Annotated in this window: 21 protein-coding genes; 17 read left to right on the forward strand and 4 right to left on the reverse strand. The window is 71.5% G+C overall.

Features of this window, described 5'->3' with window-relative positions; all coding sequences use genetic code 11:
- The first annotated feature begins 17 nt into the window (after nt 1-17).
- The gene (gene araD, locus EAO73_RS28315; RefSeq protein WP_191134257.1) at nt 18-731 is read left to right on the forward strand and encodes an L-ribulose-5-phosphate 4-epimerase AraD; all 714 of its coding nucleotides are present in this window, start codon (nt 18-20) and stop codon (nt 729-731) included.
- Between the two features lie 171 nt (nt 732-902).
- Here the strand turns inward: araD and EAO73_RS28320 are convergent, their stop codons facing one another.
- Entirely contained in the window at nt 903-2003 is a 1101-nt protein-coding gene (locus EAO73_RS28320) for a LacI family DNA-binding transcriptional regulator (protein WP_147974357.1), read from the reverse strand.
- 265 nt (nt 2004-2268) lie between these two features.
- On the opposite strand from EAO73_RS28320, the gene EAO73_RS28325 reads away from it, so the two are divergent.
- From EAO73_RS28325 to EAO73_RS28345, 5 genes are all read left to right on the forward strand, one after another.
- Nucleotides 2269-3219, forward strand: a complete 951-nt coding sequence (locus EAO73_RS28325) for an ABC transporter substrate-binding protein (protein WP_147974474.1) — start codon at nt 2269-2271, stop codon at nt 3217-3219.
- A 67-nt stretch (nt 3220-3286) separates the two neighbouring features.
- Nucleotides 3287-4834: a sugar ABC transporter ATP-binding protein gene (locus tag EAO73_RS28330; protein WP_147974358.1), complete on the forward strand. Its 1548-nt coding sequence runs from the start codon at nt 3287-3289 to the stop codon at nt 4832-4834.
- Nucleotides 4831-5838, forward strand: a complete 1008-nt coding sequence (locus tag EAO73_RS28335) for an ABC transporter permease (RefSeq protein ID WP_147974359.1) — start codon at nt 4831-4833, stop codon at nt 5836-5838. Before EAO73_RS28330 ends, EAO73_RS28335 begins: the two co-directional genes overlap by 4 nt.
- Complete coding sequence (gene yjfF / locus EAO73_RS28340; RefSeq protein WP_147974360.1) at nt 5835-6818, forward strand: galactofuranose ABC transporter, permease protein YjfF; 984 nt, start codon at nt 5835-5837, stop codon at nt 6816-6818. The genes EAO73_RS28335 and yjfF overlap by 4 nt, the downstream gene beginning before the upstream one ends.
- A gap of 106 nt (nt 6819-6924) precedes the next feature.
- Complete coding sequence (locus EAO73_RS28345; protein ID WP_147974361.1) at nt 6925-9753, forward strand: beta-L-arabinofuranosidase domain-containing protein; 2829 nt, start codon at nt 6925-6927, stop codon at nt 9751-9753.
- A 53-nt stretch (nt 9754-9806) separates the two neighbouring features.
- Here EAO73_RS28345 and fxlM read toward each other — a convergent pair whose 3' ends face one another.
- Nucleotides 9807-12176, reverse strand: a complete 2370-nt coding sequence (gene fxlM / locus EAO73_RS28350) for a methyltransferase, FxLD system (RefSeq protein ID WP_147974362.1) — start codon at nt 12174-12176, stop codon at nt 9807-9809.
- A gap of 415 nt (nt 12177-12591) precedes the next feature.
- On the opposite strand from fxlM, the gene EAO73_RS28355 reads away from it, so the two are divergent.
- The 9 genes from EAO73_RS28355 (at nt 12592) to EAO73_RS28395 (ending at nt 20097) form a co-directional block, all read left to right on the forward strand.
- Nucleotides 12592-12879, forward strand: coding sequence for a hypothetical protein (locus EAO73_RS28355; protein WP_147974363.1), 288 nt, complete (start codon nt 12592-12594; stop codon nt 12877-12879).
- A 317-nt stretch (nt 12880-13196) separates the two neighbouring features.
- The gene (locus EAO73_RS28360; protein ID WP_147974364.1) at nt 13197-13997 is read left to right on the forward strand and encodes an SAM-dependent methyltransferase; all 801 of its coding nucleotides are present in this window, start codon (nt 13197-13199) and stop codon (nt 13995-13997) included.
- Nucleotides 13998-14040: 43 nt separating this feature from the next.
- Nucleotides 14041-14892, forward strand: coding sequence for a HipA family kinase (locus EAO73_RS28365; RefSeq protein ID WP_191134258.1), 852 nt, complete (start codon nt 14041-14043; stop codon nt 14890-14892).
- On the forward strand, nt 14889-15272 hold the full coding sequence (locus EAO73_RS28370) for a DUF3037 domain-containing protein (protein WP_147974365.1): 384 nt from the start codon (nt 14889-14891) through the stop codon (nt 15270-15272). The genes EAO73_RS28365 and EAO73_RS28370 overlap by 4 nt, the downstream gene beginning before the upstream one ends.
- Nucleotides 15273-15488: 216 nt before the next feature.
- On the forward strand, nt 15489-16250 hold the full coding sequence (gene fabG / locus EAO73_RS28375; protein WP_147974366.1) for a 3-oxoacyl-ACP reductase FabG: 762 nt from the start codon (nt 15489-15491) through the stop codon (nt 16248-16250).
- A 20-nt stretch (nt 16251-16270) separates the two neighbouring features.
- Complete coding sequence (locus EAO73_RS28380) at nt 16271-17026, forward strand: SDR family oxidoreductase (protein ID WP_147974367.1); 756 nt, start codon at nt 16271-16273, stop codon at nt 17024-17026.
- A gap of 118 nt (nt 17027-17144) precedes the next feature.
- Nucleotides 17145-18722: an ABC transporter substrate-binding protein gene (locus EAO73_RS28385; protein ID WP_147974476.1), complete on the forward strand. Its 1578-nt coding sequence runs from the start codon at nt 17145-17147 to the stop codon at nt 18720-18722.
- 106 nt (nt 18723-18828) lie between these two features.
- A complete protein-coding gene (locus tag EAO73_RS28390) occupies nt 18829-19512 on the forward strand; it encodes a uracil-DNA glycosylase (RefSeq protein WP_147974368.1) in 684 nt (227 codons plus the stop codon).
- A 99-nt stretch (nt 19513-19611) separates the two neighbouring features.
- Entirely contained in the window at nt 19612-20097 is a 486-nt protein-coding gene (locus EAO73_RS28395; RefSeq protein ID WP_147974369.1) for a hypothetical protein, read from the forward strand.
- 34 nt (nt 20098-20131) lie between these two features.
- On the opposite strand, the gene EAO73_RS28400 is transcribed toward EAO73_RS28395, so the two are convergent.
- Both EAO73_RS28400 and EAO73_RS28405 read right to left on the reverse strand, forming a co-directional pair.
- Nucleotides 20132-20608 (reverse strand): hypothetical protein, encoded by a 477-nt coding sequence (locus EAO73_RS28400; RefSeq protein WP_147974477.1) that lies wholly within the window; start codon nt 20606-20608, stop codon nt 20132-20134.
- A gap of 146 nt (nt 20609-20754) precedes the next feature.
- On the reverse strand, nt 20755-21342 hold the full coding sequence (locus EAO73_RS28405; RefSeq protein WP_147974370.1) for a TetR/AcrR family transcriptional regulator: 588 nt from the start codon (nt 21340-21342) through the stop codon (nt 20755-20757).
- A gap of 80 nt (nt 21343-21422) precedes the next feature.
- Between EAO73_RS28405 and EAO73_RS28410 the strand changes: the two genes are divergently transcribed.
- Together EAO73_RS28410 and EAO73_RS28415 are read left to right on the forward strand one after the other, a co-directional pair.
- Entirely contained in the window at nt 21423-22631 is a 1209-nt protein-coding gene (locus tag EAO73_RS28410) for an FAD-dependent monooxygenase (protein ID WP_147974371.1), read from the forward strand.
- Nucleotides 22632-22689: 58 nt separating this feature from the next.
- Complete coding sequence (locus EAO73_RS28415) at nt 22690-23589, forward strand: Gfo/Idh/MocA family protein (RefSeq protein ID WP_147974372.1); 900 nt, start codon at nt 22690-22692, stop codon at nt 23587-23589.
- Nucleotides 23590-23591 lie beyond the last annotated feature (2 nt).

The raw sequence follows: 23591 nt of genomic DNA on the forward strand, positions 1-23591 counted from the left end.
CCAGGACGGAGCCCCTCGTGACCGGGACCGTAGCGGAAGACCTGCGCCGCGAAGTGCTCGAAGCCAACCTCCGCATCCCCCGGGCCGGGCTCGCCACCCTCACCTGGGGCAACGTGAGCGGGGTCGACCGGGAGGCCGGGGTCTTCGTCATCAAGCCGTCGGGGGTCTCCTACGACGCGCTGGGCCCCGACGACCTGGTCGTCGTCTCCCTGGCGGACGGGAGCGTCGTGGAGGGCCGGCTGCGCCCGTCCACCGACACCGAGACCCATCGCAGCCTCTACCTGGCCTTCCCCTCGATCGGCGGGGTGACCCACACCCACTCCACCCACGCCGTCGCCTTCGCGCAGGCCCGGCGCCCGATACCGGTGCTCGGCACGACCCACGCCGACACCTTCAACGGGCCCGTCCCCGTCACCGCCGCCCTCACGCCCGAGCAGTGCGCCAAGGACTACGAGTACAACACCGGGCAGGTCATCGTGGACCTCCTGGAGCGCGACGCCACCCGGGCCGAGGAGGTCCCCGGCGCGCTGGTCGCCCACCACGGGCCCTTCACCTGGGGCGCCGACGCCACCAAGTCCCTGGAGCACGCCATCATCTGCGAGGCGGTCGCCGAGATGGCCCTGCACACCATCGCCCTGGGGGCGGTCGAACCCCCGCAGCACGTACTGGACCGCCATTTCACCCGCAAGCACGGGCCGGGGGCGTACTACGGCAACCCAGGAGCCGCGTAACACCACCGCGTGACACATGCCCGGGTCCCGCACACCGTGTGCGAGACCCGGGCACCGGTCATCGCACGACGCCGAACGCGGCGTCGGCGCGCCCGGTGGCGTCCGTGACGGGGTCGAGGCGCAGCTGGAAGGCGCGTGCGACATGGATCGTCGCCCGTTCCGCTGATCCGGTCAGTGGCCGCGGGGCGCCCGTACGCTCTCGCGCTCGACGAGCTCGGGGGTGATGACGGGCTGCGCGCCCGTGGTCCCGGCGCCGTTCAGCAGGCCGAGCAGAAGGTCGAGCGTCGTGGTGGCCACCGCGCCGAAGTCCTGGCGCACGGTGGTCAGCGGCGGCGAGTAGTACGCCGACTCCGGTACGTCGTCGAACCCGACGATGCTGACCTGCTCCGGGACCGAGCGCCCCCGCTCGGTCATGGCACGCAGGGCGCCGAGGGCCTGGTGGTCGTTGGCGGCGAACACCGCGGTGACGTCGGGCATGCGCGCCAGCATCTGCCCGGCGCGGTATCCGGAGGCGGCGGACCAGTCGCCGGTGCTGATCGGCGGCACCTCCGCACCGGCCTCCTGCAGCGCCCTGCGCCACCCGCGGATACGGCCGGCCGCGTCGAACCAGTCCGGCGGGCCGGAGATGTGCCACACCGTCTCGTGGCCCGCGTCCAGCAGGTGCTTCGTGGCCTGGTACGCGCCGTGCTCCTGGTCGACGGACACCATCGGCGCACCGCGCTCGGGGTCGCCGTCGATGGTGACCAGGGGGACCTCGGCGGGCACTCCGGCCAGCGCCGCGTCCGCCGAGGCCGTGGGGGCGATGACCACGATCCCGGCCACGCGCTCGTCCCGGTGGCGCTCGACGGCAGCGGTGATCGAGGCCGGGCCCAGCTCGGGCACCCGGTGCACGCTCACCGCGAAGCCCTCGCGGGCCGCCGCGATCTCGAATGCGGCCAGGAGCGAGGACGGGCCGTAGAGGGTGGAGTTCTGGGCGATCACGCCGATCAGCTGGGACCGCCCGGTCACCAGCGCACGGGCCGCGCGGTTGGGCCGGTAGCCCAGCTCCTTGACGGCCGCGAGCACCCTCAGCCGGGTCTGCTCCCGCACATTGGGGTGGCTGTTCAGCACCCGGGACACCGTCTGATGGGACACGCCCGCGAGTCGGGCGACATCGGTCATCGCCGGCTCCCGCACCACTGGACTCGTCACCGTGGCGTCCTTCACACCCATCTCCTCCTGACGGTGACCGCCCCGCCCCGCCCGTACGCGGGAGACATGGGTGATCCGCATTGAACGTTCAATCTACGCCCCGGCCGGGGCGCGGCCCCGCGGTGCGGTGCCGATCGCCCGGCCTCTCCCTGCGCAGACCCATAGTGAGCGCTAACACTGTCGTCCACAATAAGTGCGCCCCGATGCCGAATTGTGGTTTCCCCAGGGGTTGACGCCGTAAATGTTAGCGCTCACTGTTGACGCCCGTGGCCCCCGATCGCATGAGGTCGGTGGCAGGGACGCACGGTTCACGATGGAGGACGACGCTGTGTTCAAGAAAATTGCCATGGTCGGCTGTGCCCTCGCGCTGGCCACGCTGACGGCCTGCGGAAGCGGCGACGGCGGCGGATCCAAGGGGGCCGGCGGAGACAAGCTGGTGATGGGCTTCGCCCAGGTGGGCGCGGAGAGCGGCTGGCGCACCGCCAACACCAAGTCGGTCCGGGAGTCGGCCAAGAGCGCCGGGATCGAGCTGAAGTTCTCCGACGCGCAGCAGAAGCAGGAGAACCAGATCAAGGCCATCCGCTCCTACATCCAGCAGAAGGTGGACGTGATCGCCTTCAGCCCGGTCGTGGAGACGGGCTGGGACGCCGTCCTGCTGGAGGCCAAGCGCGCCAGGATCCCCGTGATCCTCACGGACCGGGCCGTAGACTCCTCGGACACCTCCCTGTACAAGACGTTCCTCGGCTCCGACTTCGTCGAGGAGGGCCGCAAGGCCGGCAAGTGGCTCACCGAGAACGCGAACGGCCCGGCCAAGGTCGCCGAGATCCAGGGCACCACCGGCGCCGCCCCGGCCATCGACCGGCAGAAGGGCTTCAAGGAGGCCATTGCCGGCACGTCCGACATCAAGATCGTGGCCTCGCAGAGCGGTGACTTCACCCGGGCCGGCGGCAAGCAGGTCATGGAGGCACTGCTGAAGTCGCACCCCGACATCAACGTCGTGTACGCCCACAACGACGACATGGGCCTCGGCGCCATCGAGGCGATCAAGGCGGCCGGCAAGAAGCCCGGCACCGACATCAAGATCATCACGGTGGACGCGGTCAAGGCCGGCATGCAGGCCCTGGCCAACGGCGAGATCAACTACATCGTCGAGTGCAACCCCCTGCTCGGCGACCAGCTGATGGACCTGGCGAAGAAGGTCGTCAAGGGCGAGAAGGTGCCGGAGCGCGTGGTCACCGACGAGGCCGCCTTCACCTCGGAGCAGGCGGCCAAGGTCCTCAAGGACCGGAAGTACTGACAGGCGCCGCGGCCCCGCCACCGGGACGGGTGGCGGGGCCGCTCCCCCCTTGACGAAAGCACGGGTCATGACCGATTCCCCAGCGGCCGGCGCCAGCCCGGTCGTCGACATGCGCGGTATCACCGTCGAGTTCGCCGGCATCAAGGCGCTCGCGGGCGTCGACTTCCGCCTGTTCCCCGGTGAGGTGCACGCCCTCATGGGTGAGAACGGCGCAGGCAAGTCCACCCTGATCAAGGCCCTCACCGGGGTCTACCGGCCGACGGCCGGAACCATCCGGCTGAAGGACGAGCCGGTCGAGTTCACCACCCCCGGCCAGGCGCAGGACGCCGGGATCAGCACCGTCTACCAGGAGGTCAACCTCTGCCCGAACCTGTCGGTGGCCGAGAACATCCTGCTCGGCCACGAACCGCGCAGGCTGGGCGCCATCGACGGCAGGGCCATGCGGTCCCGCGCCGGGGAACTCCTGGCCCGGATCGGTCTGACCATCGATCCCGCCTCCGTGCTGAGCAGCCATTCCATCGCCGTACAGCAACTGGTGGCGATCGCGCGGGCGCTGGTGGTGGACGCGCGGGTGCTGGTCCTGGACGAGCCGACGTCCAGTCTCGACAGCGACGAGGTCGAGGAACTCTTCCGGATCGTGCGCGTCCTGCGGGACGAGGGTGTGGCGATCCTGTTCGTCTCGCACTTCCTCGACCAGGTCTACGAACTGTCGGACCGGATGACCGTGCTGCGCAACGGCACACTCGTGGGGGAGTACCTGCCCCAGGACCTCGACCGCATGGGCCTTGTGTCGGCGATGCTGGGCCGCGAGCTCGGCGTCCTCTCCGAGGTCGAGCGCCGCTCGGAGGAGCGGGCCCCGGGCAGCGCCCCGGTCCTGGTCGCCCGGGGCCTCGGCCGGGCCGGTGCGATCGAGCCGCTCGACCTGGAGATCCACGAGGGCGAGGTCGTCGGCCTCGCCGGCCTGCTGGGGTCCGGCCGTACCGAACTCGCCCGGCTGCTGTGCGGTGCCGACCGTGCCGACCGGGGCACGCTCACCGTCGGCGGCGAGACGGTCCGGCCCCGGGGGCCGCGCTCGCTCATCGCCAGGGGTGTCGCCTTCTGCTCCGAGGACCGCAAGGCCGAGGGCGTCGTCGCGGATCTGAGCGTCCGCGACAACCTGATCCTCGCCACCCAGGCCTCCCGGGGCTGGGCGCGGCCGGTGCCCCGCCGCACCGCCGAGGCGATGGTCGCCGAGTACATCGAGCGGCTGGACATCCGCCCCGCCGATCCCGACGCCGTGATGGGCAACCTGTCGGGCGGCAACCAGCAGAAGGTCCTGCTGGCCCGGTGGCTGGTGACCCGGCCCAGGCTCCTGATCCTCGACGAGCCCACGCGCGGGATCGACGTCGGCGCCAAGGCACAGATTCAGAAAGTGGTCGCCGAACTGGCGGCCGAAGGCATGGCGGTGCTGTTCATCTCCGCCGAACTGGAGGAGGTGGTACGGGTGTCCGACCGGGTCGTGGTCCTGCGGGACCGGCACAAGGTGGCCGAACTGTCCGGCGGCGACGTCTCCGTGGACGCCGTCATGTCGGCCATCGCGGCCGACGCCCACAGCGGGGCGGCGGTGGCCTCGTGATCCGCGGACGTCTGCTCTGGCCGCTGATCGCGCTCGCCGGCCTCCTCCTGCTCAACGTCGTCTTCACGCACTCCTTCCTGGCCCTGCGCATCCAGGACGGCCACCTGTACGGAAGCCTCGTCGACATCCTGCGCAACGGCGCCCCGACCATGCTCATCGCGGTGGGCATGACCCTGGTGATCGCCACCCGCGGCATCGACCTGTCCGTGGGCGCGGTCGCCGCGATCGCCGGTGCCATCGGCTGCACCTGGATCGCCGACGGCGGAGACGTGCCGACCGCGATCCTCCTCGCGCTCGCCGTGTGTGTGCTGCTCGGGCTGTGGAACGGCTTCCTGGTCTCCGTGCTCGGCATCCAGCCGATCATCGCGACCCTCGTCCTCATGACGGCCGGACGCGGTGGCGCGATGCTGCTCACGGAAGGCCAGATCGTCACCGTCGACAGTTCGGCGTACCGGCAGATCGGCGCGGGCTTCCTCGTCCTGCCGATCGCCATCCTGATCAGCCTCGCGGTCCTCGGCGGGGTCGCCCTGCTGACCCGCCGCACCGCCCTCGGCATGCTGATCGAAGCGGTGGGAGCCAACCCCGAGGCCAGCAGGCTGGCCGGAGTGCGCTCCCGCACGATCACCTGGACCGTGTACGTGTTCGCCGCCTGCTGCGCCGGCGTGGCGGGTCTGATGATCAGCTCCAACGTCAGCGCCGCGGACGCCAACAACGCGGGCCTGTGGATCGAGATGGACGCCATCCTCGCGGTCGTGATCGGCGGCACCTCGCTCGCCGGCGGCCGTTACTCGCTGGGCGGCACCCTCATCGGCGCGCTCGTGATCCAGACCCTGACCACGACCGTCTACACCATCGGCGTACCGACCAACGTCACCCTGCTGTTCAAGGCGGTCGTGGTGATCACCGTATGCCTGCTGCAGTCCCCGCGCATGGCCCGGATCATCGGCGGCCGGCGCAAGACCCCCGTTACCGCACCCCGACCCCGGAAGGTGGCCGCCGGATGAGCACATCGGCCCTCGCATCCGTCCGACTCCGCCTTCCCCAGCGGTTCCTGCCCGTCGTCGCGACCCTCGTGGTGTTCGTGGTGACCTTCGGGACCGGGTCGGTGCGCTACCAGGACTTCGCCTCCGGCCAGGTGGTCGCGAACCTCTTCATCGACAACGCCTTCCTCATCGTGCTCGCCGTGGGCATGACCTTCGTCATCCTCACCGGCGGCATCGACCTCTCCGTGGGCGCCGTCGCCGCGCTGTCCACCATGATCGCCGCGTCCACCCTCCGGGCGGGCTGGCCGCCCCTGCTGTCCGTACTCGCCGTCCTGGTGGCCGGAACGGTCCTCGGCCTGCTGATGGGCCTGGTCATCCACTACTTCGACGTGCAGCCGTTCATCGTCACCCTGGCCGGGATGTTCCTGGCCCGGGGGCTGTGCTTCCTCATCAGCGTCGAGTCGGTGTCCATCGACAACACGGCCTTCCGTGACTTCGCCACCGGCACGATCGAACTGCCCGGCGACGTCACGGTCACCTACAGCGTGCTCGTCGCCCTGGCCGTGGTGGCCGCGGCGGTGTACGTCCTCCACCTCACCCGCTTCGGCCGCACCGTGTACGCGGTCGGCGGCAGCGAGACCTCGGCACGGCTGATGGGGCTGCCCACCACCCGGGCCAAGGTGGGCGTCTACGCGGTGAGCGGCTTCTGCTCGGCCCTGGGCGGTCTGCTGTTCGCCCTGTACATGCTCTCCGGCTACGGACTGCACGCCGTCGGCATGGAACTCGACGTCATCGCCGCCGTCGTGATCGGCGGCACCCTGCTGGCCGGCGGGGTCGGCTATGTGGCCGGCTCGATGGCGGGCGTGCTGGTCCTCGGCACCGTACAGGCGCTGATCTCCTTCGAGGGCACCCTCAGCTCCTGGTGGACCAAGATCGTCATCGGCGCCCTCCTGCTGGCCTTCATCGTCCTCCAGCGCCTCATCGTGCGACAGCGGCGGTAGAGCGGCCCGGCCCGAAGAGCACACACGTCCGTGCGACACCGAGGAACAGCGTCCGCCCCCACCGGACCACCCCGTCACCCGACGACGAGACGAGGAGCGCACACCCATGAGCCCAGCCCTCTCCAGGCGCACCCTGCTGCAAGCCGCGGTGTTCACGGCGGCCGCACCCGCCATCGGAACGGCCCTCCCTCCGTCGGCGGCCGCCGCCGCACCCCGCGCGGCGGCCGCCCCGGCCCTCCCCGTGCCGTCCGCCTGGACGGTCCGCCCCTTCGCCCTCCAGGACGTCGCACTCGGCTCCGGACTCTTCGCCGGCAAGCGGCAGTTGATGCTCGACCACGCCCGCGGCTACGACGTGAACCGGCTCCTCCAGGTCTTCCGCGCCAACGCCGGCCTCACGACCGGCGACGCCGTCGCACCCGGCGGCTGGGAGGGGCTGGACGGCGAGGCCAACGGCAATCTGCGCGGCCACTACACCGGCCACTTCCTCACCATGCTCTCCCAGGCCTGCGCGAGCACCGGCGACATCGCCCACGCCGACAAGATCCGTTCCATGGTCGGCGCGCTGACCGACGTACGCGAGGCGCTGCGCCACGAACCCCGGATGCTCGCCGTCCCCGGAAAGTTCGGCACGGGGCAGGACAACGTCCGGGGCTCCTACCAGTACGTGGACCTGCCCGGCACCGTCCTCGGCACCGGGACCGCGCTCACCCTCTCCGCCTGGATCAGGCCCACACACGCGGACAACTGGGCCCGGGTCTGCGACTTCGGCAACGACACCACCCGCTACCTGTACCTAGCGGCCCGCGACGCGAACGGCGTCCCCCGGTTCGCGATCACGACCAACGGACCCGGCGGCGAACAGTCGCTCACCGGGAGCGCCCCGCTGCCCCTGAACCAGTGGAGCCACCTCGCCGTCACGATCGGCGGCAACACCGGCACGCTGTACGTCAACGGGACGGCCGTCGCCCGCAACACCTCGATGAGCCTCGGCCCGGCTGCCCTCGGCACCCTCGCCGACCACTGGCTCGGCCGCTCCCACTTCGCGTCCGATCCCGTGTTCGCGGGCGCCTTCGACGAGTTCAACCTCTGGTCCAGGGCGCTGACCGCCGCCGAGATCACCGCCCTGCAGACCCGGCGCGCACCGGAATCCGCCGCCGGGCGCGGCAACCTCGCCTCGTACGACTTCTTCGAGACCACCGGCGGCACGTTCACCGACGCCTCGGGCCGCGGCCTGCACGCGACCCTCCGCCGTACCTGGGGCGCCCCGAGCCACCCGGGATTCCTCGCCGCCTACCCGGAGACCCAGTTCATCGAACTCGAATCGATGACCAACGGCGACTACACGCGCGTATGGGCCCCCTACTACACCGCCCACAAGATCCTGCGCGGTCTGCTCGACGCCCACCTCGCCACCGCCGACGCGCGGGCCCTCGACCTCGCGTCCGGGCTCTGCGACTGGATGCACTCCCGGCTCTCCAAGCTCCCGGCGGCCACCCTCCAGCGCATGTGGGGCATCTTCTCCAGCGGCGAGTTCGGCGGGATCGTCGAGGCGATCGTGGACGTGCACGCCCTCACCGGCAAGGCCGAACACCTGGCGCTGGCCCGCCTGTTCGACCTCAACCGCCTCATCGACGCCTGCGCGGCCGGCAGCGACGTCCTCCACGGCCTGCACGCCAACCAGCACATCCCGATCTTCACCGGCTACGCCCGCCTGTACGACGCCACCGGCGAGGAGCGGTACCTCACCGCCGCCAAGAACTTCTGGGACATGGTCATCCCGCACCGCATGTACGGCATCGGCGGCACGAGCCAGGGCGAGTTCTGGAAGGCCCGGGACGTCATCGCCGGAACGATCAGCGCGACGACGGCCGAGACCTGTTGCGCGTACAACCTGCTCAAGCTGAGCCGCACCCTGTTCTTCCATGACCAGAACCCGAAGTACATGGACTACTACGAGCGCGCTCTGTACAACCAGATCCTGGGCTCGAAGCAGGACCGGGCGGACGCGGAGAAGCCGCTCGTCACCTACCTGATCGGCCTGTCGCCCGGCCATGTCCGCGACTACACCCCCAAGCAGGGCACCACCTGCTGCGAGGGCACCGGCATGGAGAGCGCCACCAAGTACCAGGACTCCGTCTACTTCGCGCGCGCAGACGGCAAGGCCCTCTACGTCAACCTCTACAGCGCCTCCACCCTGACCTGGGCGGAACGCGGCGTCACCGTCGTCCAGACGACCGACTACCCACGAGAGCAGGGCACCACCCTCACCATCGGCGGCTCCACCGCGGCCTTCGACCTCAAACTACGGGTGCCGGCCTGGGCGACCGCGGGATTCCGGGTGACCGTCAACGGCACCCCAGCCGGCGGCACACCGGTCCCCGGCAGTTATCTCACCGTCAGCCGCACCTGGACCGAGGGCGATGTCGTCAAGGTGGAGATCCCCTTCCGGCTCCGGGTGGAGAAGGCCCTGGACGATCCCTCCCTCCAGACCTTGTTCCACGGACCCGTCAACCTGGTGGGCCGTCACTCCTCGACCACCTACCTGCCGGCCGGGCTGTACCGCAACGCCGCGCTCTCCGGCGACCTGCTCCCCTCCCTGACACCGGTGGCGGGCAAGCCCCTGCACTACACGCTGGACGGCGTCGAGTTCGCCCCCTTCCACGAGGGCACCACCGACCCGACCCACGCCTACGTCCGGCGCGCCGAACCCCGCCTGGCCTTCGGCGGCACCGACTCGGGCGCCACCAACCCGGCCCGCGCGGACGGCACCACCCTGCTGGACGAGATCTGGTCGGCCGCGCCGTTCGCCTCCAAGGACGCCCTGGTGAACCGGGTCCGGACCACGGTGGACAGCTGGGTCTCCGCCGGCCTGCTCACCCGGGCGGACGGCCAGAAGGCACTGACGACCGCCCAGAACGCCACGTACGTCGCCTGACGCCCGGTCCCGCGCACCGCTCACGGTGCGCGGGACCCGGCGCAGCCGGACGGTCAGGACTCTCCCGCCGTCGCGGCGACCGTCCCGGAGTGACGCGCGGGGGCCGGGAGGTGTCCGGTCCGGCCCGGCCACCGGAACACGAGGCGGGAGTGTTCCTTGTCCAGGACGTCCCCGGCGGGCAGCAGTTCATCCGGCGTACCGGCCGGATGGAGGGTCAGGACGGGCTCGGCGTGCCGGTCGTTGTCCTCGGCCCGGATGTGGCGGTCCCAGGCCCGCACCGTGGCCGCGAGCCGCTCGGCGAGCCGCGGGCCCTGCTCCCCGAAGGCGTGGACGACCCACTCCCATTCCTTGTCCTCCGGCAGCTCGCCGTGCCGGGTCTGGACATGGGTCAGGTACGCCAACGAGGCCTCGCCGAGGACGGCCGGCGCGTCGCGGCCCTTCGAGAGGGCCGTGACGCCGGTGTCCCGATGGGCGTGCAGCCGGACGAAGGCCGGCAGGGTGGTGGCCGCGTACAGCTGAAGGGAGCCGAAGTAGGCGTTCGCCCCCATGGTGATGCCGGTGGCGAGGTCGTGCCGGGGCCCGCGCAGCGCCTCCTCCAGGCCCGCCGTCGGTGCGGCGGTGCCGTGCTCGAAGCGAAGCGTCAGTTCACCGTCGAGGAGGGCGGCGGACGGGATGGCGCGTGCCTGCTGTCCCTGGTCCCGGACGAAGCCGCAGTACGTGAAGTGCCGGGCCTCCAGCACCTGACCGTGGCGTTCGAAGGCGACCGCACGGGTGTAGCCGCCGATCTCCAGCGGCAGGACCAGGCGCCCGCCCTCGGCCAGCTGCTCCCGCCAGGCCGGCGAGACGTCCCAGCAGCTGTACGTGATCATGCTGCCGTCGAAGCCGCCACGGGGCACGAGGTGGGCGGGGGCGCCGAGTGCCGCGTCCCCCTCGACGACGGTGACCCGCCCGCTGCCCGCCTCCGTGAGGAAGCGGCGGGTGCGGCGCACCACCCACGGGTCGATGTCGGCGGTCACCACGCGCCCCGCGGCCCCGGCGGCATGCGCGATCAGCTCGGCGTTGTACCCGCCGGAGCCCGCCTCGAACACGACCGCGCCCGGCTCCGGGCACAGGCTCTCGATCATGTCGGCCTGGAGCCAGGCCGCGGACACCGAGCTGATCGCCACCCCCACCCCGTCGCGCCGGGTGACGACGGCCCGGTCGCCGCCGTCGTACGCGATCGCGAGAGGTACCTCCGGGGCGAAGCGGTGGCGGGGCACCGTCCGCAGCGCGTCGCGCACCCGTTCGGACGGGGCCCAGCCGCCGCCGATCACCGTCCCGGCCATCGCATGACGCAGCCGGACCGCCTCGGCGGGCTCACCCGGCACGGGCGGCTGCTCGCCGACGACGGGGTAGGAGACCACGGACGGCAGGCCGGGAACGACCCCCGGCCACACGGCGTCCAGCGCCTGGGCGGCCGGCACGAACACGGGGCCGGCGCAGGAGAGGGCGTGCAGATCGAAGAACTCCCAGCGGGAGAACAGCTTCTCCTCCCGGACCGCCGGGGTGCCCGTCCAGGCGTTGATCCGGACGACGGCCGTGAGCCGTGGAACGCCGTGGCTGTCGTCGACCAGCACGGTCACCACATGCGCGTCCGCCGGTTCGGCGACCAGCCCGGTCTCCTCGGCGAGTTCACGCACGGCCGCGGCGGCGAAGCCCTCGGCCCCGGTGGTCTTTCCGCCGGGCAGCTCCAGCATGCCGCGCCGGGACCGGCCGAGCAGGACCCGGCCGGCGTCATCGGTGACGACGGCGAGGGCGCCGGTCAGCGCATGGCCCGTCGTCGGGCTCTTCTCGACGGCTCGGGTGCCGGTGTGGCCGGGGCCGCGCAGGACCAGGAAGGCCAGGCCGTCGGCGTCCAGCCGCTCCACCATCCGCCAGCCGGCGGCGAGTACGGCGATCTCTTCCTCGTCCAGGGCGATCCCGCGCCGTTCCTCCGGCGTGTGCTCCACCACCGGCGTGACGACGATCAGAGCACCGCCCTCCCTCAGCCGCTCACCCAGCCCGTGCACGACGCGACCGCGGTCCTTCAGGAACGGGTATGTCAGCCGCAGCACGACCAGGTCGTACCCCTCCTCGTGCAGCGGGGCCGGGTCGTCGCGCTCAATGTCCAGCGGCAGCCACCGCACGCCCTCGACACCGGCGTGCTCCTCGCGGGCCCGCCCGAGCGCGTTGCCGGCGAAGTCGACGGCGTCCACGGTGTGACCCAGCGAAGCCAGGAGGACGGCCAACTCGCCGGTGCCGCAGCCCACATCGAGCGCGCGGCCACCGCCTTCCGGGACAGGGGCGTGCTCGGCGAACAGCTCGCGCTCGCGCTCACCGACCGGCCGGAACCCCTTGCCGTCGCCGAAGTGCCGGTCCCACTCATCGCGCGTGGTGTATGTCAACGTGCTGCTCCTCGTGTGGTGGGGGCGTTCACGGGCGCGGCTCCCGCTCGGCGTATTCAACGACGCCGCAGCGCTGTCGAGCACCTGCTCTTTCGGACGGGCCGGATGTGCCGGGGTTGAGCGGTCCGGCGTCGCTGCGCACCGCACGCCCCTTGCCGCGCAAGGCCTCGCGGGTGGGGACCGGTTGGCCGAAACGCCGATGCACGCGTGCCGTCACTGTCCGCGATCGGCCGCGCCCCTCGGGGCCCGGCGACGAGGCGCCGGGCACAAGTCGGCAGCCTGTGTGTCACTTTCGGGTGGGGTCACCCGTATGGATCGTTCCCTTCGGTGATGAAAGTCGTTGGGGACTCTGGAATCCCGAAAATGATCACGATCGAACACCCTGCGTGTCCGGTGCGATTGCAGGAGGTAGGAAATGCTCTCTCTGCTGGAGAGCTTCTACGACACGATGGACGAGCTGCACGTCGACTTCTGCCGGCGTCTGGAGGACATCGAGCAAGAGGCTTGGTCCGCCCCGGTGCCGAGTGCCTCCGACGAAAGCGGGCACGACCCGCAAGCGGACAGGTTCGAGGAGATCCGGTATCCGCTCGGGCTGCGTCAGTTCTGGACCGATGACCGTCTGTCGCCCGAACCCGCGGAAGAACTGGAAGAGAAAGGGCTTGAGAAGAAAGGGTTCTCCGGCCCGTCTCACCCTCACCGGTGACTCGAAGGAACGATTCACCTCCACCCGCCCATTCGCTCGCTCCTACGAATGCAGAGACTGTGAAGAAGCTCATCGCGACCGTGCTGTTCACCGCGACGTTTGTCCTGGGCACCGCCATGGCCGCCCCCACCACCCTGACCGGCTCGGCCTCCGACTTCGTCGGGGGCGCCCCATGAATCCGCCGGCCCGCTCCGAAACCCGTTTCCCGTAAGGGAGTTGCCTCCCGTCGAGCTGGTGCGGACGTCGCTCGTGAGGAAGCATGGGCCTGCGCGGCACGGAGTCGTCCGTGCCGCCGTCGTACGAGGCGAAGAGGGCCGATGACTGACGGGCAGGGCAACCAGGTGGCGGTGGACGGGTTCGACACGGGCACGCCGCACTCGGCGCGGGTGTGGAACTACTGGCTGGGCGGCAAGGACAACTACGAGGTGGACCGCCGGCTCGGCGCCACGATGGAGGAGCTGTTCCCCCAGATCATCGGGATAGCCCGCGCCTCCCGGGCGTTCCAGGCCCGAGCAGTGCGCCATCTGGCTGCCGAGGCGGGGGTGCGCCAGTTCCTGGACCTCGGCACGGGCCTGCCGACGGCGAACGCCACGCACGAGGTCGCCCAGGCCGTCGAGCCGACGGCACGCATCGTCTACGTGGACAACGACCCGATCGTCCTCGCCCACGCCCAGGCCCTGCTGACGAGCCGGCCCGAGGGCGCCACGGACTATGTGCACGCGGACCTGAGGGACGTCGAGGCGGTGCTGCGCCAGGCCGCCCGCACCCTGGACCTCGACCGGCCGGTGGCCGTGATGGTGCTCTCGACGCTGGGGCACGTGGCGGACTCGGAGGAGGCCGCGGCGCTGCTCCACGGCTACCTGGACGCGCTGCCGGCGGGCAGCTACCTGATGCTGTGCGACACCATCGAGACCACGGAGACGAAGGCGGGGTCCGACGAATACGCCAGCGGCGGCGCCATGCCGTACGTCTCGCGTCCCAAGGAGCTCATCGCCGCCTTCGCGGACGGGCTCGAACTGGTGGAGCCGGGCTTCGGCTCGATCAGCCTCTGGCGCCCCGAGGAGCCGGTCGTCGGAGACCCGGTCGACCAGTGGGGATTCGTGGCCGCCAAGCGGTAGCCGCCCCGGACGGCCCGGCCCGAGGGGTGGGTAGCCTGGCGAAATGCTGACAGAGGTTACCGCGACCCGCTATGTCACGCCCCTGCGTGAAGGCGGCTCGCTCCCCGGGATCGTCGAGGCCGACGACCTCGGCACGTACGTCATGAAATTCACCGGAGCCGGCCAGGGCCGCAAGACCCTGGTCGCGGAGGTGATCTGCGGGCAGCTCGGGCGCCGGCTCGGGCTGCGCGTGCCCGAGCTGGTGCAGATCCAGCTGGACCCCGTCATCGGGCTCGCCGAGCCCGACCAGGAGGTGCAGGAGCTGCTCAAGGCCAGCGGCGGGCTCAACCTCGGGATGGACTTCCTGCCCGGCTCGCTCGGCTTCGACGCCCTCGCCTACGAGGTGGACCCGCGCGAGGCCGGGCGGGTCGTCTGGTTCGACGCGCTGATCAACAACGTCGACCGGTCCTGGCGCAACCCGAACATGCTCGTCTGGCACGGCGACCTCTGGCTCATCGACCACGGCGCCACGATGATCTGGCACCACAACTGGCCCGGCGCCCAGGCGTCCGCCGCCAAGCCGTACAACGCCTCCGACCACGCGCTCGCCCCGTTCGGACCCGACATCGCGACGGCCGCGGCCGAACTCGCCCCGCTGGTGACGCCCGGCCTCCTCGCCGAGGTCGCCGCCGACGTCCCCGACGAGTGGCTGGTGGACGAGCCGGGCTTCGACTCGACGGACCAGCTGCGCCGGGCCTACGTGGACGCGCTGCTCGCGCGGGCGGCCACCATCCACGAGCGGATCGTCATGGACGCGCCCACCCCCGACAAACCCTCCCAGGCCCCGGGCTGGATCACCGAGCGCCTCGCCCCGCGCCACCACCTCACGGACAGCGACAAGGGCGGCCGGGCATGAACGAGCGCGATGTCTTCGAGTACGCGCTGCTGCGCGTCGTACCCCGTGTCCAGCGCGGGGAGTGCTTCAACGCCGGCGTGGTGGTCTACTGCCGTGCCAAGGGCTTCGTGGCCGCCCGCACCGAGCTGGACGAGACCAAGCTGAAGGCGCTGGACCCCGGCGCCGACGTGACCGGGGTCCGGGCCGCACTGCACGCCGTTGAGGGCGTCTGCCGCGGCGGTACGGACGCGGGCCAGGCCGCCGGCGACGACGCGGGCCGCCGCTTCCGCTGGCTGATCGCGCCCCGCTCCACCGTCGTACAGCCGGGACCCGTGCACAGCGGCCTCACCACCGATCCCGAGGCCGAGGTGGAACGGCTGCTCGACCTGCTGGTGCGCTGACACGCACCCCGGGCCGCCGTCCGCGCACCGTGTGACGGCGGCCCGGCGGAGTGTGACATGCGCCGCTGCGCCCGTGGGCCGTTGACACCGGGTGCCAGGGCTTCTAGCGTCTCGTCTGCTGAAGGTACTAAGCGGTTGCTCAGCCATCGGGCCGGTTCTCTCCGGGAGCGCCCCGACGTCCGCTGAGCCGCTATCCAAGGGCGAGGAGAGCCAAGCATGTCCACCAGCGAGCAGCGCGTAGCCATCGTGACGGGAGCGGCCCGGGGCATCGGCGCCGCCACCGCGGTACGTCTTGCGGCCGAGGGCCGCGCCGTCGCCGTACTCGACCTCGACGAGGCGGCCTGCAAGGACACCGTCGAGAAGATCACCGCCGCCGGGGGCAAGGCACTCGCCGTCGGCTGCGACGTGTCGGACAGCGCCCAGGTGGAAGCCGCCGTCGCGCGGGTCGCCGCCGAGCTCGGCGCCCCGACCATCCTCGTCAACAACGCGGGCGTGCTCCGCGACAATCTGCTCTTCAAGATGAGCGAGTCCGACTGGGACACCGTGATGAACGTGCACCTCAAGGGCGCGTTCCTGATGGCCAAGGCCGTCCAGAAGCACATGGTGGACGCCAAGTTCGGCCGGATCGTGTCGCTGTCCTCCTCCTCCGCCCTCGGCAACCGCGGCCAGGCCAACTACGCGGCGGTCAAGGCGGGCCTCCAGGGCTTCACCAAGACCCTCGCCAAGGAGCTCGGCAAGTTCGGCATCACCGCCAACGCCGTCGCGCCCGGCTTCATCGTCACCGAGATGACCGCGCAGACCGCCGCCCGGGTCGGCATGGGCTTCGAGGAGTTCCAGGCGGCCGCCGCCACCCAGATCCCGGTCCAGCGCGTGGGCGTCCCCGACGACATCGCCAACGCCATCGCCTTCTTCGCGGGCGACGAGGCCGGCTTCGTCTCCGGCCAGGTCATGTACGTCGCCGGCGGACCGCTCAACTGAACCGAAGGGCTGCGGACATCATGACTGAGCAGGACAGCGGCAAGGTCGCGCTGATCACCGGCGCGAGCCGGGGCATCGGCTACGGCATCGCGCAGGCGCTCGTGGAGCGCGGCGACCGGGTGTGCATCACCGGACGCAACGAGGACGCCCTGAAGGAGGCCGTCGAGGCGCTCGGCGCCGACCGGGTCATCGGCGTCGCCGGCAAGGCGCACGACGAGGCGCACCAGGCGGCGGCCGTCGCCCGCACCATGGAGGCGTTCGGCCGGGTCGACTTCCTGGTCAACAACGCCGGGACCAACCCGGTCTTCGGGCCGATCGCGGAGCTCGACCTCAACGTCGCCCGCAAGGTCTTCGAGACCAATGTGATCTCGGCGCTCGGCTTCGCCCAGCAGACCTGGAAGGCCTGGCAGAAGGAGAACGGCGGGGCGATCGTCAACATCGCCTCGGTCGCCGGCGTCTCCGCCTCGCCCTTCATCGGCGCGTACGGGATGAGCAAGGCGGCCATGGTCAACCTGACCCTCCAGCTGGCGCACGAGTTCGCGCCGGTGGTCCGGGTCAACTCGATCGCCCCGGCGGTGGTCAAGACCCGGTTCGCGCAGGCGCTGTACGAGGGCCGCGAGGCGGAGGCGGCGGCCGCCTACCCGCTCGGCAGGCTCGGGGTGCCGGAGGACATCGGCGGCGCCGCCGCCTTCCTCACCTCCAGCCAGTCGGACTGGATCACCGGCCAGACCCTGGTGGTCGACGGCGGCATTTTCCTGAATGCCGGAGTGGGCTGAGATCGGCCTGGGCCGATATGGCCGCGATTGCCTCAAGTGCCCCGCCGGGCCGACGGATTGACCTGGCGGGGCGCTGCGGTATGGTCTGCCGACCCATGGCTGATCGAGGAGCGTGCACGTGTTCTACCGGGCCAGTCTGCAGGTCGCTGCAGCCCTTGCGTCCCTGTCCTTGCTGGCCGGTTGCGGGCTGCTGCCCGGCGACGGCTCGGACGTGGACCAGAAGCTCGCCGTCGGGACGACCAGTGAGCCCTCGACCCTGGATCCGGCGGCGGCCTGGGACGGCTCCTGGGAGCTCATGCGCAACGTGTTCCAGACCCTGGTGAGCTTCCCGACCGGCAGTACGACGCCCGAGCCGGACGCGGCCGAGGAGTGCCGGTTCACCGACCGCACCAGCACCGCCTACCGCTGCAAGCTCCGCACGGGGCTGAAGTTCTCCAACGGCGACAAACTCGACGCCGAGGCCGTCAAGTACTCCATCGACCGGATCTCGCAGATCGGGGTCAAGGGCGGGCCCGTCGGCATGCTCGGCTCGCTCGACCGCGTGGAGACCAAGGGCGACGACGTCGTCATCTTCAATCTGAAGAAGCCCGACGCCACCTTCCCCTTCGTGCTGGCCACCCCGGCCATGTCCCTGGTCGCGCCGAGCGCCTACTCGAAGCACAAGATCCGCACCGACGGCAAGGTCACCGGCTCCGGCCCCTACCTGCTGGACTCCTACAAGCAGGGCGACCGCTCCGAACTCGTGAAGAACCCCGACTACAAGGGGTTCGCCGACCGCAAGAACGACGCGGTCACCATCCGGTACTTCAAGACGTCCAGCACCATGGTCGAGGCGCTCAGGAAGAACGAGATCGACGCCACCTACCGCGGTCTGTCCGCCGAGGACGTCGTGAGCATCGAGGACAGCGGCAAGAACAGCGATCTCCAGATCGTCGAGTCGACCGGCGCCGACATCCGCTTCCTGGTCTTCAACCCGGACGACCCGGCCGCCGGGAAACCGGCCGTCCGGCGCGCGATAGCCCAGCTGATCGACCGGGACGCGCTCGTCGCCAAGGTCTACCGGGGCACGGCCGAGCCGCTGTACTCGATGGTCCCGAAGGGCATCGCAGGGCACGCGACCAGCTTCTTCGACACCTTCGGCAACCCCAGCAAGGAGAAGGCCCGCCAGATCCTGGCCGACGCGCACATCACCACCCCCGTCGCCATGACCTTCTGGTACACGACCGACCGGTACGGATCGTCGACGGCGCCCGAGTTCGACGAGCTCAAGCGCCAGCTGGAGGCCTCCGGACTCTTCCGCATCACGCTGAAGCACAGGCCGTGGAAGACCTTCCAGGAGGGCTTCACCAAGGGCGAGTACCCGGTCTTCGGCCGCGGCTGGTTCCCGGACTTCCCGGACCCGGACAACTTCATCGCCCCGTTCGTGGGCAAGAACAGCGTCACGGGCATGCCGTACGTCAAGGACGAGATCACCAAGCAGCTGCTGCCCCAGTCCCGCAAGGTGAGCAACCGGGGCGCCGTCGGCAAGGAGTTCGAGCGGGCACAGAAGATCCTGGTCGACGACGTGCGGCTGCTGCCGCTGTGGCAGGGCAAGCTGTACGTGGCTGCGGGCGACGACATCGGCGGCGGCGAACGCGCCCTCGACCCGCAGACCGTCATGCAGATGTGGGAGCTGTACCGCAAGGCCAGCTGGTAGCTCCCCCGCGCGGGCGGGCCTCCGCGGCCCGCTCGCGGACCGTGTTGTCAGTGGCGCCCGGTAGGTTCTGGGAGCAAGAACGGATTGCTTACCGGAGGTTGTTCACGTGACCGACACCGACCTGCTGCCCGAGTCCTGGCGCGGCGTCCTCGGCGAAGAGCTGCAGAAGCCGTACTTCAAGGAGCTCGCCGAGTTCGTCGAGGAGGAGCGCTCCGCCGGACCGGTCTACCCGCCCCGGGAGCAGGTGTTCGCGGCCCTGGAAGCGACCCCCTACGACAAGGTGAAGGTCCTGGTCCTCGGCCAGGACCCCTACCACGGCGAGGGCCAGGGCCACGGCCTGTGCTTCTCCGTGCGGCCCGGCGTGAAGACCCCGCCCTCGCTGCGCAACATCTACAAGGAGATGAAGGAGGAGCTGGGCCTGCCCGTCCCGGACAACGGCTACCTCATGCCGTGGGCCGAGCAGGGCGTCCTCCTGCTCAACGCGGTGCTCACCGTCCGCGCGGGCGAGGCCAACTCGCACAAGGGCAAGGGCTGGGAGAAGGTCACCGACGCCGTGATCCGGGCCGTCGCCGACCGCCCCGACCCGGCGGTCTTCGTGCTCTGGGGCAACTACGCGCAGAAGAAGCTCCCGCTCATCGACACCGAGCGCCATGTGGTGGTGAAGGGCGCGCACCCCTCGCCGCTGTCCGCCAAGAAGTTCTTCGGCTCCCGGCCGTTCAGCCAGATAAACGAGGCCGTCGCCCAGCAGGGCCATCAGCCCATCGACTGGCGCATCCCCGACCTGGGCTGATGGCCCCGAGCCTCCACGCGCCCGCCCGTCCCGGCGGTTAGCGTCGAATCCGACGCCCGGCCGGCCGGCGGGTGCGGGCGCGTGGTGAGGGAGGCCGTGGTGACGGAGCAGCGGGAGATGTCGGAGGACGTCTTCATGACCAGGATCGGCCAGGCGGTCATGCTGCTGCACGGCGGCGACCGGGAGGAGGCCCGCAACCGCTTCACCGTGCTCTGGTCGGAGATCGGTGACGACGGCGACGCCCTGCACCGGTGCACGCTGGCGCACTACTTGGCCGATACGCAGGACGACCCGGCCGACGAGCTGGCCTGGGACCTGCGGGCACTGAACGCGGCACGGGCGCTGGCCGACGAGCGCGTGGCCGGGCACCGGGACGCCCTCGCGGTGCGGGCCTTCTACCCCTCGCTGCACCTCAACCTCGCCGCCGACTATGTGAAGCTCCAGCGCCCGGCAGCCGCCCGGGACCATCTGGAACGGGCTCGGGCGGCCTCGGTGGTACTGGCGGACGACGGCGCGGACGACGGGTACGGGGGAGGCGTCCGGGCGGCGATCGGCCGGCTGGAGCGGCGGCTGCGCGAGTGGTGACGGCCGACCCGGTCAGGCCGTCACCTGCGCCGCGTCACCGGCCGTAGGTGTGGTCGCAGATACGGGACTGCGGGCTGCCCGCCGGCCAGTGGCCGTAGCCTCTGCCGAGGGCGCACACCCCGGTTCCGCCGCCGGGCGCGGGCAGGGCCGGCGCGGGGACGGCCGGGGGAATCCGGCGCGGCAGCGGACGGACGGGTGCGGGCCGGGGCTGCTGCCGGAGCGGCGGGCGCGCCTCTGCGGGGCGGGCGCGGGGCGGGCGCCGAGGACGAGCGGACCGCCGAACCGTTCGGCGGCGGCGGTGGCGTCGGTGCGCGCCGGACGGCGAGGCCGAGGGGGAGCGCTCCGCCTTCGGCACGGCCTCCAGGGTGTCGTGGACCGGCGAACGGGCGATCTGCGGGGCCAGGTGGTGCGCCGGCCGGCTGACCTCGGAGCGCGGCGGGGCGGCCGGCTGCGGCTGGACGGACACACACCCCGACAGGGCCGCGACGGCGAGGCCGGCCAGGAGCTTCACGGTGGTTCTCGTTCGTTGCACCTGATCAACTCTGGGGCGCCGCTGACCGGCCCGTGAGTCCGTACACGGCAATTGGCCCGCACGAGTGACACCGGTCAGCACCGCGCCCCGAGCGCCGCCCCGAGCCCGCGCCGCCGCCCTGCGCGTCAGTGCCCCAGCATCCCGCGCAGCAACTCGTCGAAGCCGGTGCGCAGCTCCGCCTCGCTCGGTACGGAGCGGTGGTACGAGCCGGCCGCGCACGAGAACATCAGCCCCTCGCACCAGGCGACCAGGGACAGCGCGTGCCGCTCCGGCTCCGGTGAACCGGCCGCCGTCATCAGCGCCACCAGCGGCGTGCGGAACTGCAGGCCCGTCGCGTCGAAGAAGGCCCGCAGCCCGGGGCGCCGGGTGGCCTCCAGCGCCAGTTCGTACCGGCAGACGAGCAGCTCCGGGTGGTGCGTCAGATAGCGGTGCAGGGCGCGGGCGAGCGCCGCCACCAGCTCGTCGGTGCCGCCGCCCGCCGGGAGTCCGCCGGGGGCGAGGACACCGGCCTCCCGCTCCGCCAGTCGTCGCACCGCGGCTTCCAGCAGGGACTGCCGGGTGCGGGTGTGGTTGGACGTGGAGCCCTGTGGCAGCCCGGCCCGCTCGTCCACCGCGCGATGGGTCAGCCCCCGCATACCGCGTTCCGCGAGGAGGGCGAGCGCGGCGTCGGCGATCAGATCGGCCCGGTCGGAGCCGGTGGGGCGTGCGGTCATGGGAGCAACCTACCGGTGCAACTACAGGTGTAGTACATTGGGCGGGTCACTACAGGTGTAGTTGCGGCGGAGGGAAAGTCATGGACATGCCCCGTGCGGTCGTCATCGGCAGCGGGATCGGCGGACTCACCGCCGCCCTGGCCCTGCACCGGTCCGGCTGGCAGGTCACCGTGCTCGAACGCGCGGACTCCCTGGAGCCGGTCGGAGCCGGCATCGCCCTCGCCCCCAACGGCCAACGGGCGCTCGACGTCGTCGGGCTCGGCGACGAGATCAGGTCCCTGGCCGCCTGGCAGGGCGAGGGCGGAATGCGCGCGCCGTCCGGCCGCTGGCTCGCGCGCACCGACGCCACCGCCGCCGCCGAACGGTTCGGCGGTCCGCTCGTCCTCGTGCACCGGTCCGTCCTCATCGACCGCATCGCCGCCCGGCTCCCCGCCTCCGCCGTCCGCACCGGCTGCCCGGCCCGCCTGACCGATCCGGGCACGGTGGGCGGCGCCCCCGCCGTCGTCTCCACGCCGGAGGGGACGATCGAGGCCGAACTCGTCATCGGCGCCGACGGCATCCACTCCGCCGTACGGACCGCGCTCTTCCCGGACGCCCCCGGCCCCTCCTACGCCGGCTTCACCACCTGGCGCGTCGTCGTCCCGGCCCCGGAGCGGCCCTTCGCGCCGCACGAGACCTGGGGGCGCGGCGCCCTCTGGGGCACCCAGCCGCTCAAGGACGGCCGGATCTACGCCTACGCGGCGGCGACCGCGCCCGCCGGAGCACGGGCCGACGACGACGAAAAAGCCGGACTCCTGCGCCGCTTCGGCGACTGGCACGACCCGGTCCCGCAGATCATCGCGGCCGCCGCACCGGGGGAGATCCTGCGCAACGACGTGTACCGGATGGACCGTCCACTGCCCGCCTTCCACCGGGGCCGCACCGTGCTGCTCGGGGACTCCGCCCACGCGATGGCCCCCACTCTCGGCCAGGGCGGTAACCAGGCCATCGAGGACGGCATCGTGCTCGCCCACCACACGGCTCCCGGCCGGGACCTGGGCGCGGGTCTCGCCGCGTACACCGCCGACCGGCTGCCCCGTACCGCCGCCGTCGTGCGCAAGGCCGACCGCGTCTCCCGGCTCATGAGCCTCAGCGGCGCCCCGGCCGTCGCCGTGCGCGACTTCCTGATGTCGGCCGTCTCCCGCCTCGGCCCCGGCCTCGTCCTGCGCACCTTCGACGGGATCGCCGACTGGCGGCCGCCGGGGGACACGTATGCTGCCGGGACGACGACGGACGCGCCCGCGGCGTAGCGGCCGGGCCCTCCCGACGCTCGCGGCGCACGGCGCTGACCAGCGAGAGGAACACCCTGTGAAGGTCGGCTGCATCGGGCTCGGGGACATCGCGCAGAAGGCGTACCTGCCGGTGCTCGGCGCTCTGCCGGGCATCGAACTCCACCTGCAGACCCGCAACCCGGCCACCCTGGACTCGGTCGCCGCCGCCCACCGCATTCCGGCGGAACGCTGCCACCGGGACCTGGACTCACTGCTCGCCCAGGGGCTCGACGCCGCGTTCGTGCACGCCGCGACCGCCGCCCACCCCGAGATCGTCGGCCGGCTGCTCGAAGCGGGCGTCGCCACGTACGTCGACAAGCCGCTCGCCTACACGCTGGAGGAGTCCACGCGCCTGGTCGAGCTCGCCGAGGCGCGCGGCACCGGTCTCGCCGTCGGCTTCAACCGCCGGCTGGCGCCGGGATACGCCCAGTGCGCGGAGCACCCGCGCGAACTGATCCTCATGCAGAAGAACCGGGTCGGGCTCCCCGAGGATCCCCGGACCATGGTCTTCGACGACTTCATCCACGTCGTGGACACCCTGCGCTTCCTGGTGCCCGGCCCCGTCGAGCGCACCGTGGTGAGCGGCAGGCTCGTCGACGGACTGCTGCACCACGTCGTGCTCCAGCTGTCCGGCGAGGGCTTCGCCGCCATCGGCGCGATGAACCGGCTCAGCGGCTCGACCGAGGAGCGGCTGGAGGTCTCCGGCCAGGACTCCAAGCGCGAGGTGCTGAACCTCGCGGAGGTCATCGACCACAAGGGGCAGCCGAGCGTGCGCAGGCGCGGCGACTGGGTTCCGGTGGCCCGTCAGCGAGGCATCGAGCAGAGCGTGCTGGCGTTCCTGGACGCCGTGCGCGAAGGCCGTCCGCTGAGCGCCCGCGACGCCCTGGAGACCCACGAACTGTGTGAACGGGTCCTGCGCGAGCTCGACGCCGCGTAGCC

The sequence above is a fragment of the Streptomyces sp. col6 genome (assembly GCF_008042035.1).
GTDB lineage: Bacteria > Actinomycetota > Actinomycetes > Streptomycetales > Streptomycetaceae > Streptomyces.

Coding starts and splice junctions, on each gene's coding strand:
- EAO73_RS28410 (WP_147974371.1), top strand. CDS start 21,423: ATGGACATGCCCCGTGCGGTCGTCATCGGCAGCGGGATCGGCGGACTC.
- EAO73_RS28365 (WP_191134258.1), top strand. CDS start 14,041: ATGCTGACAGAGGTTACCGCGACCCGCTATGTCACGCCCCTGCGTGAA.
- EAO73_RS28345 (WP_147974361.1), top strand. CDS start 6,925: ATGAGCCCAGCCCTCTCCAGGCGCACCCTGCTGCAAGCCGCGGTGTTC.
- EAO73_RS28380 (WP_147974367.1), top strand. CDS start 16,271: ATGACTGAGCAGGACAGCGGCAAGGTCGCGCTGATCACCGGCGCGAGC.
- fabG (WP_147974366.1), top strand. CDS start 15,489: ATGTCCACCAGCGAGCAGCGCGTAGCCATCGTGACGGGAGCGGCCCGG.
- EAO73_RS28330 (WP_147974358.1), top strand. CDS start 3,287: ATGACCGATTCCCCAGCGGCCGGCGCCAGCCCGGTCGTCGACATGCGC.
- EAO73_RS28405 (WP_147974370.1), bottom strand. CDS start 21,342: ATGACCGCACGCCCCACCGGCTCCGACCGGGCCGATCTGATCGCCGAC.
- yjfF (WP_147974360.1), top strand. CDS start 5,835: ATGAGCACATCGGCCCTCGCATCCGTCCGACTCCGCCTTCCCCAGCGG.
- EAO73_RS28325 (WP_147974474.1), top strand. CDS start 2,269: ATGGTCGGCTGTGCCCTCGCGCTGGCCACGCTGACGGCCTGCGGAAGC.
- EAO73_RS28320 (WP_147974357.1), bottom strand. CDS start 2,003: ATGCGGATCACCCATGTCTCCCGCGTACGGGCGGGGCGGGGCGGTCAC.
- EAO73_RS28355 (WP_147974363.1), top strand. CDS start 12,592: ATGCTCTCTCTGCTGGAGAGCTTCTACGACACGATGGACGAGCTGCAC.
- EAO73_RS28360 (WP_147974364.1), top strand. CDS start 13,197: ATGACTGACGGGCAGGGCAACCAGGTGGCGGTGGACGGGTTCGACACG.
- EAO73_RS28370 (WP_147974365.1), top strand. CDS start 14,889: ATGAACGAGCGCGATGTCTTCGAGTACGCGCTGCTGCGCGTCGTACCC.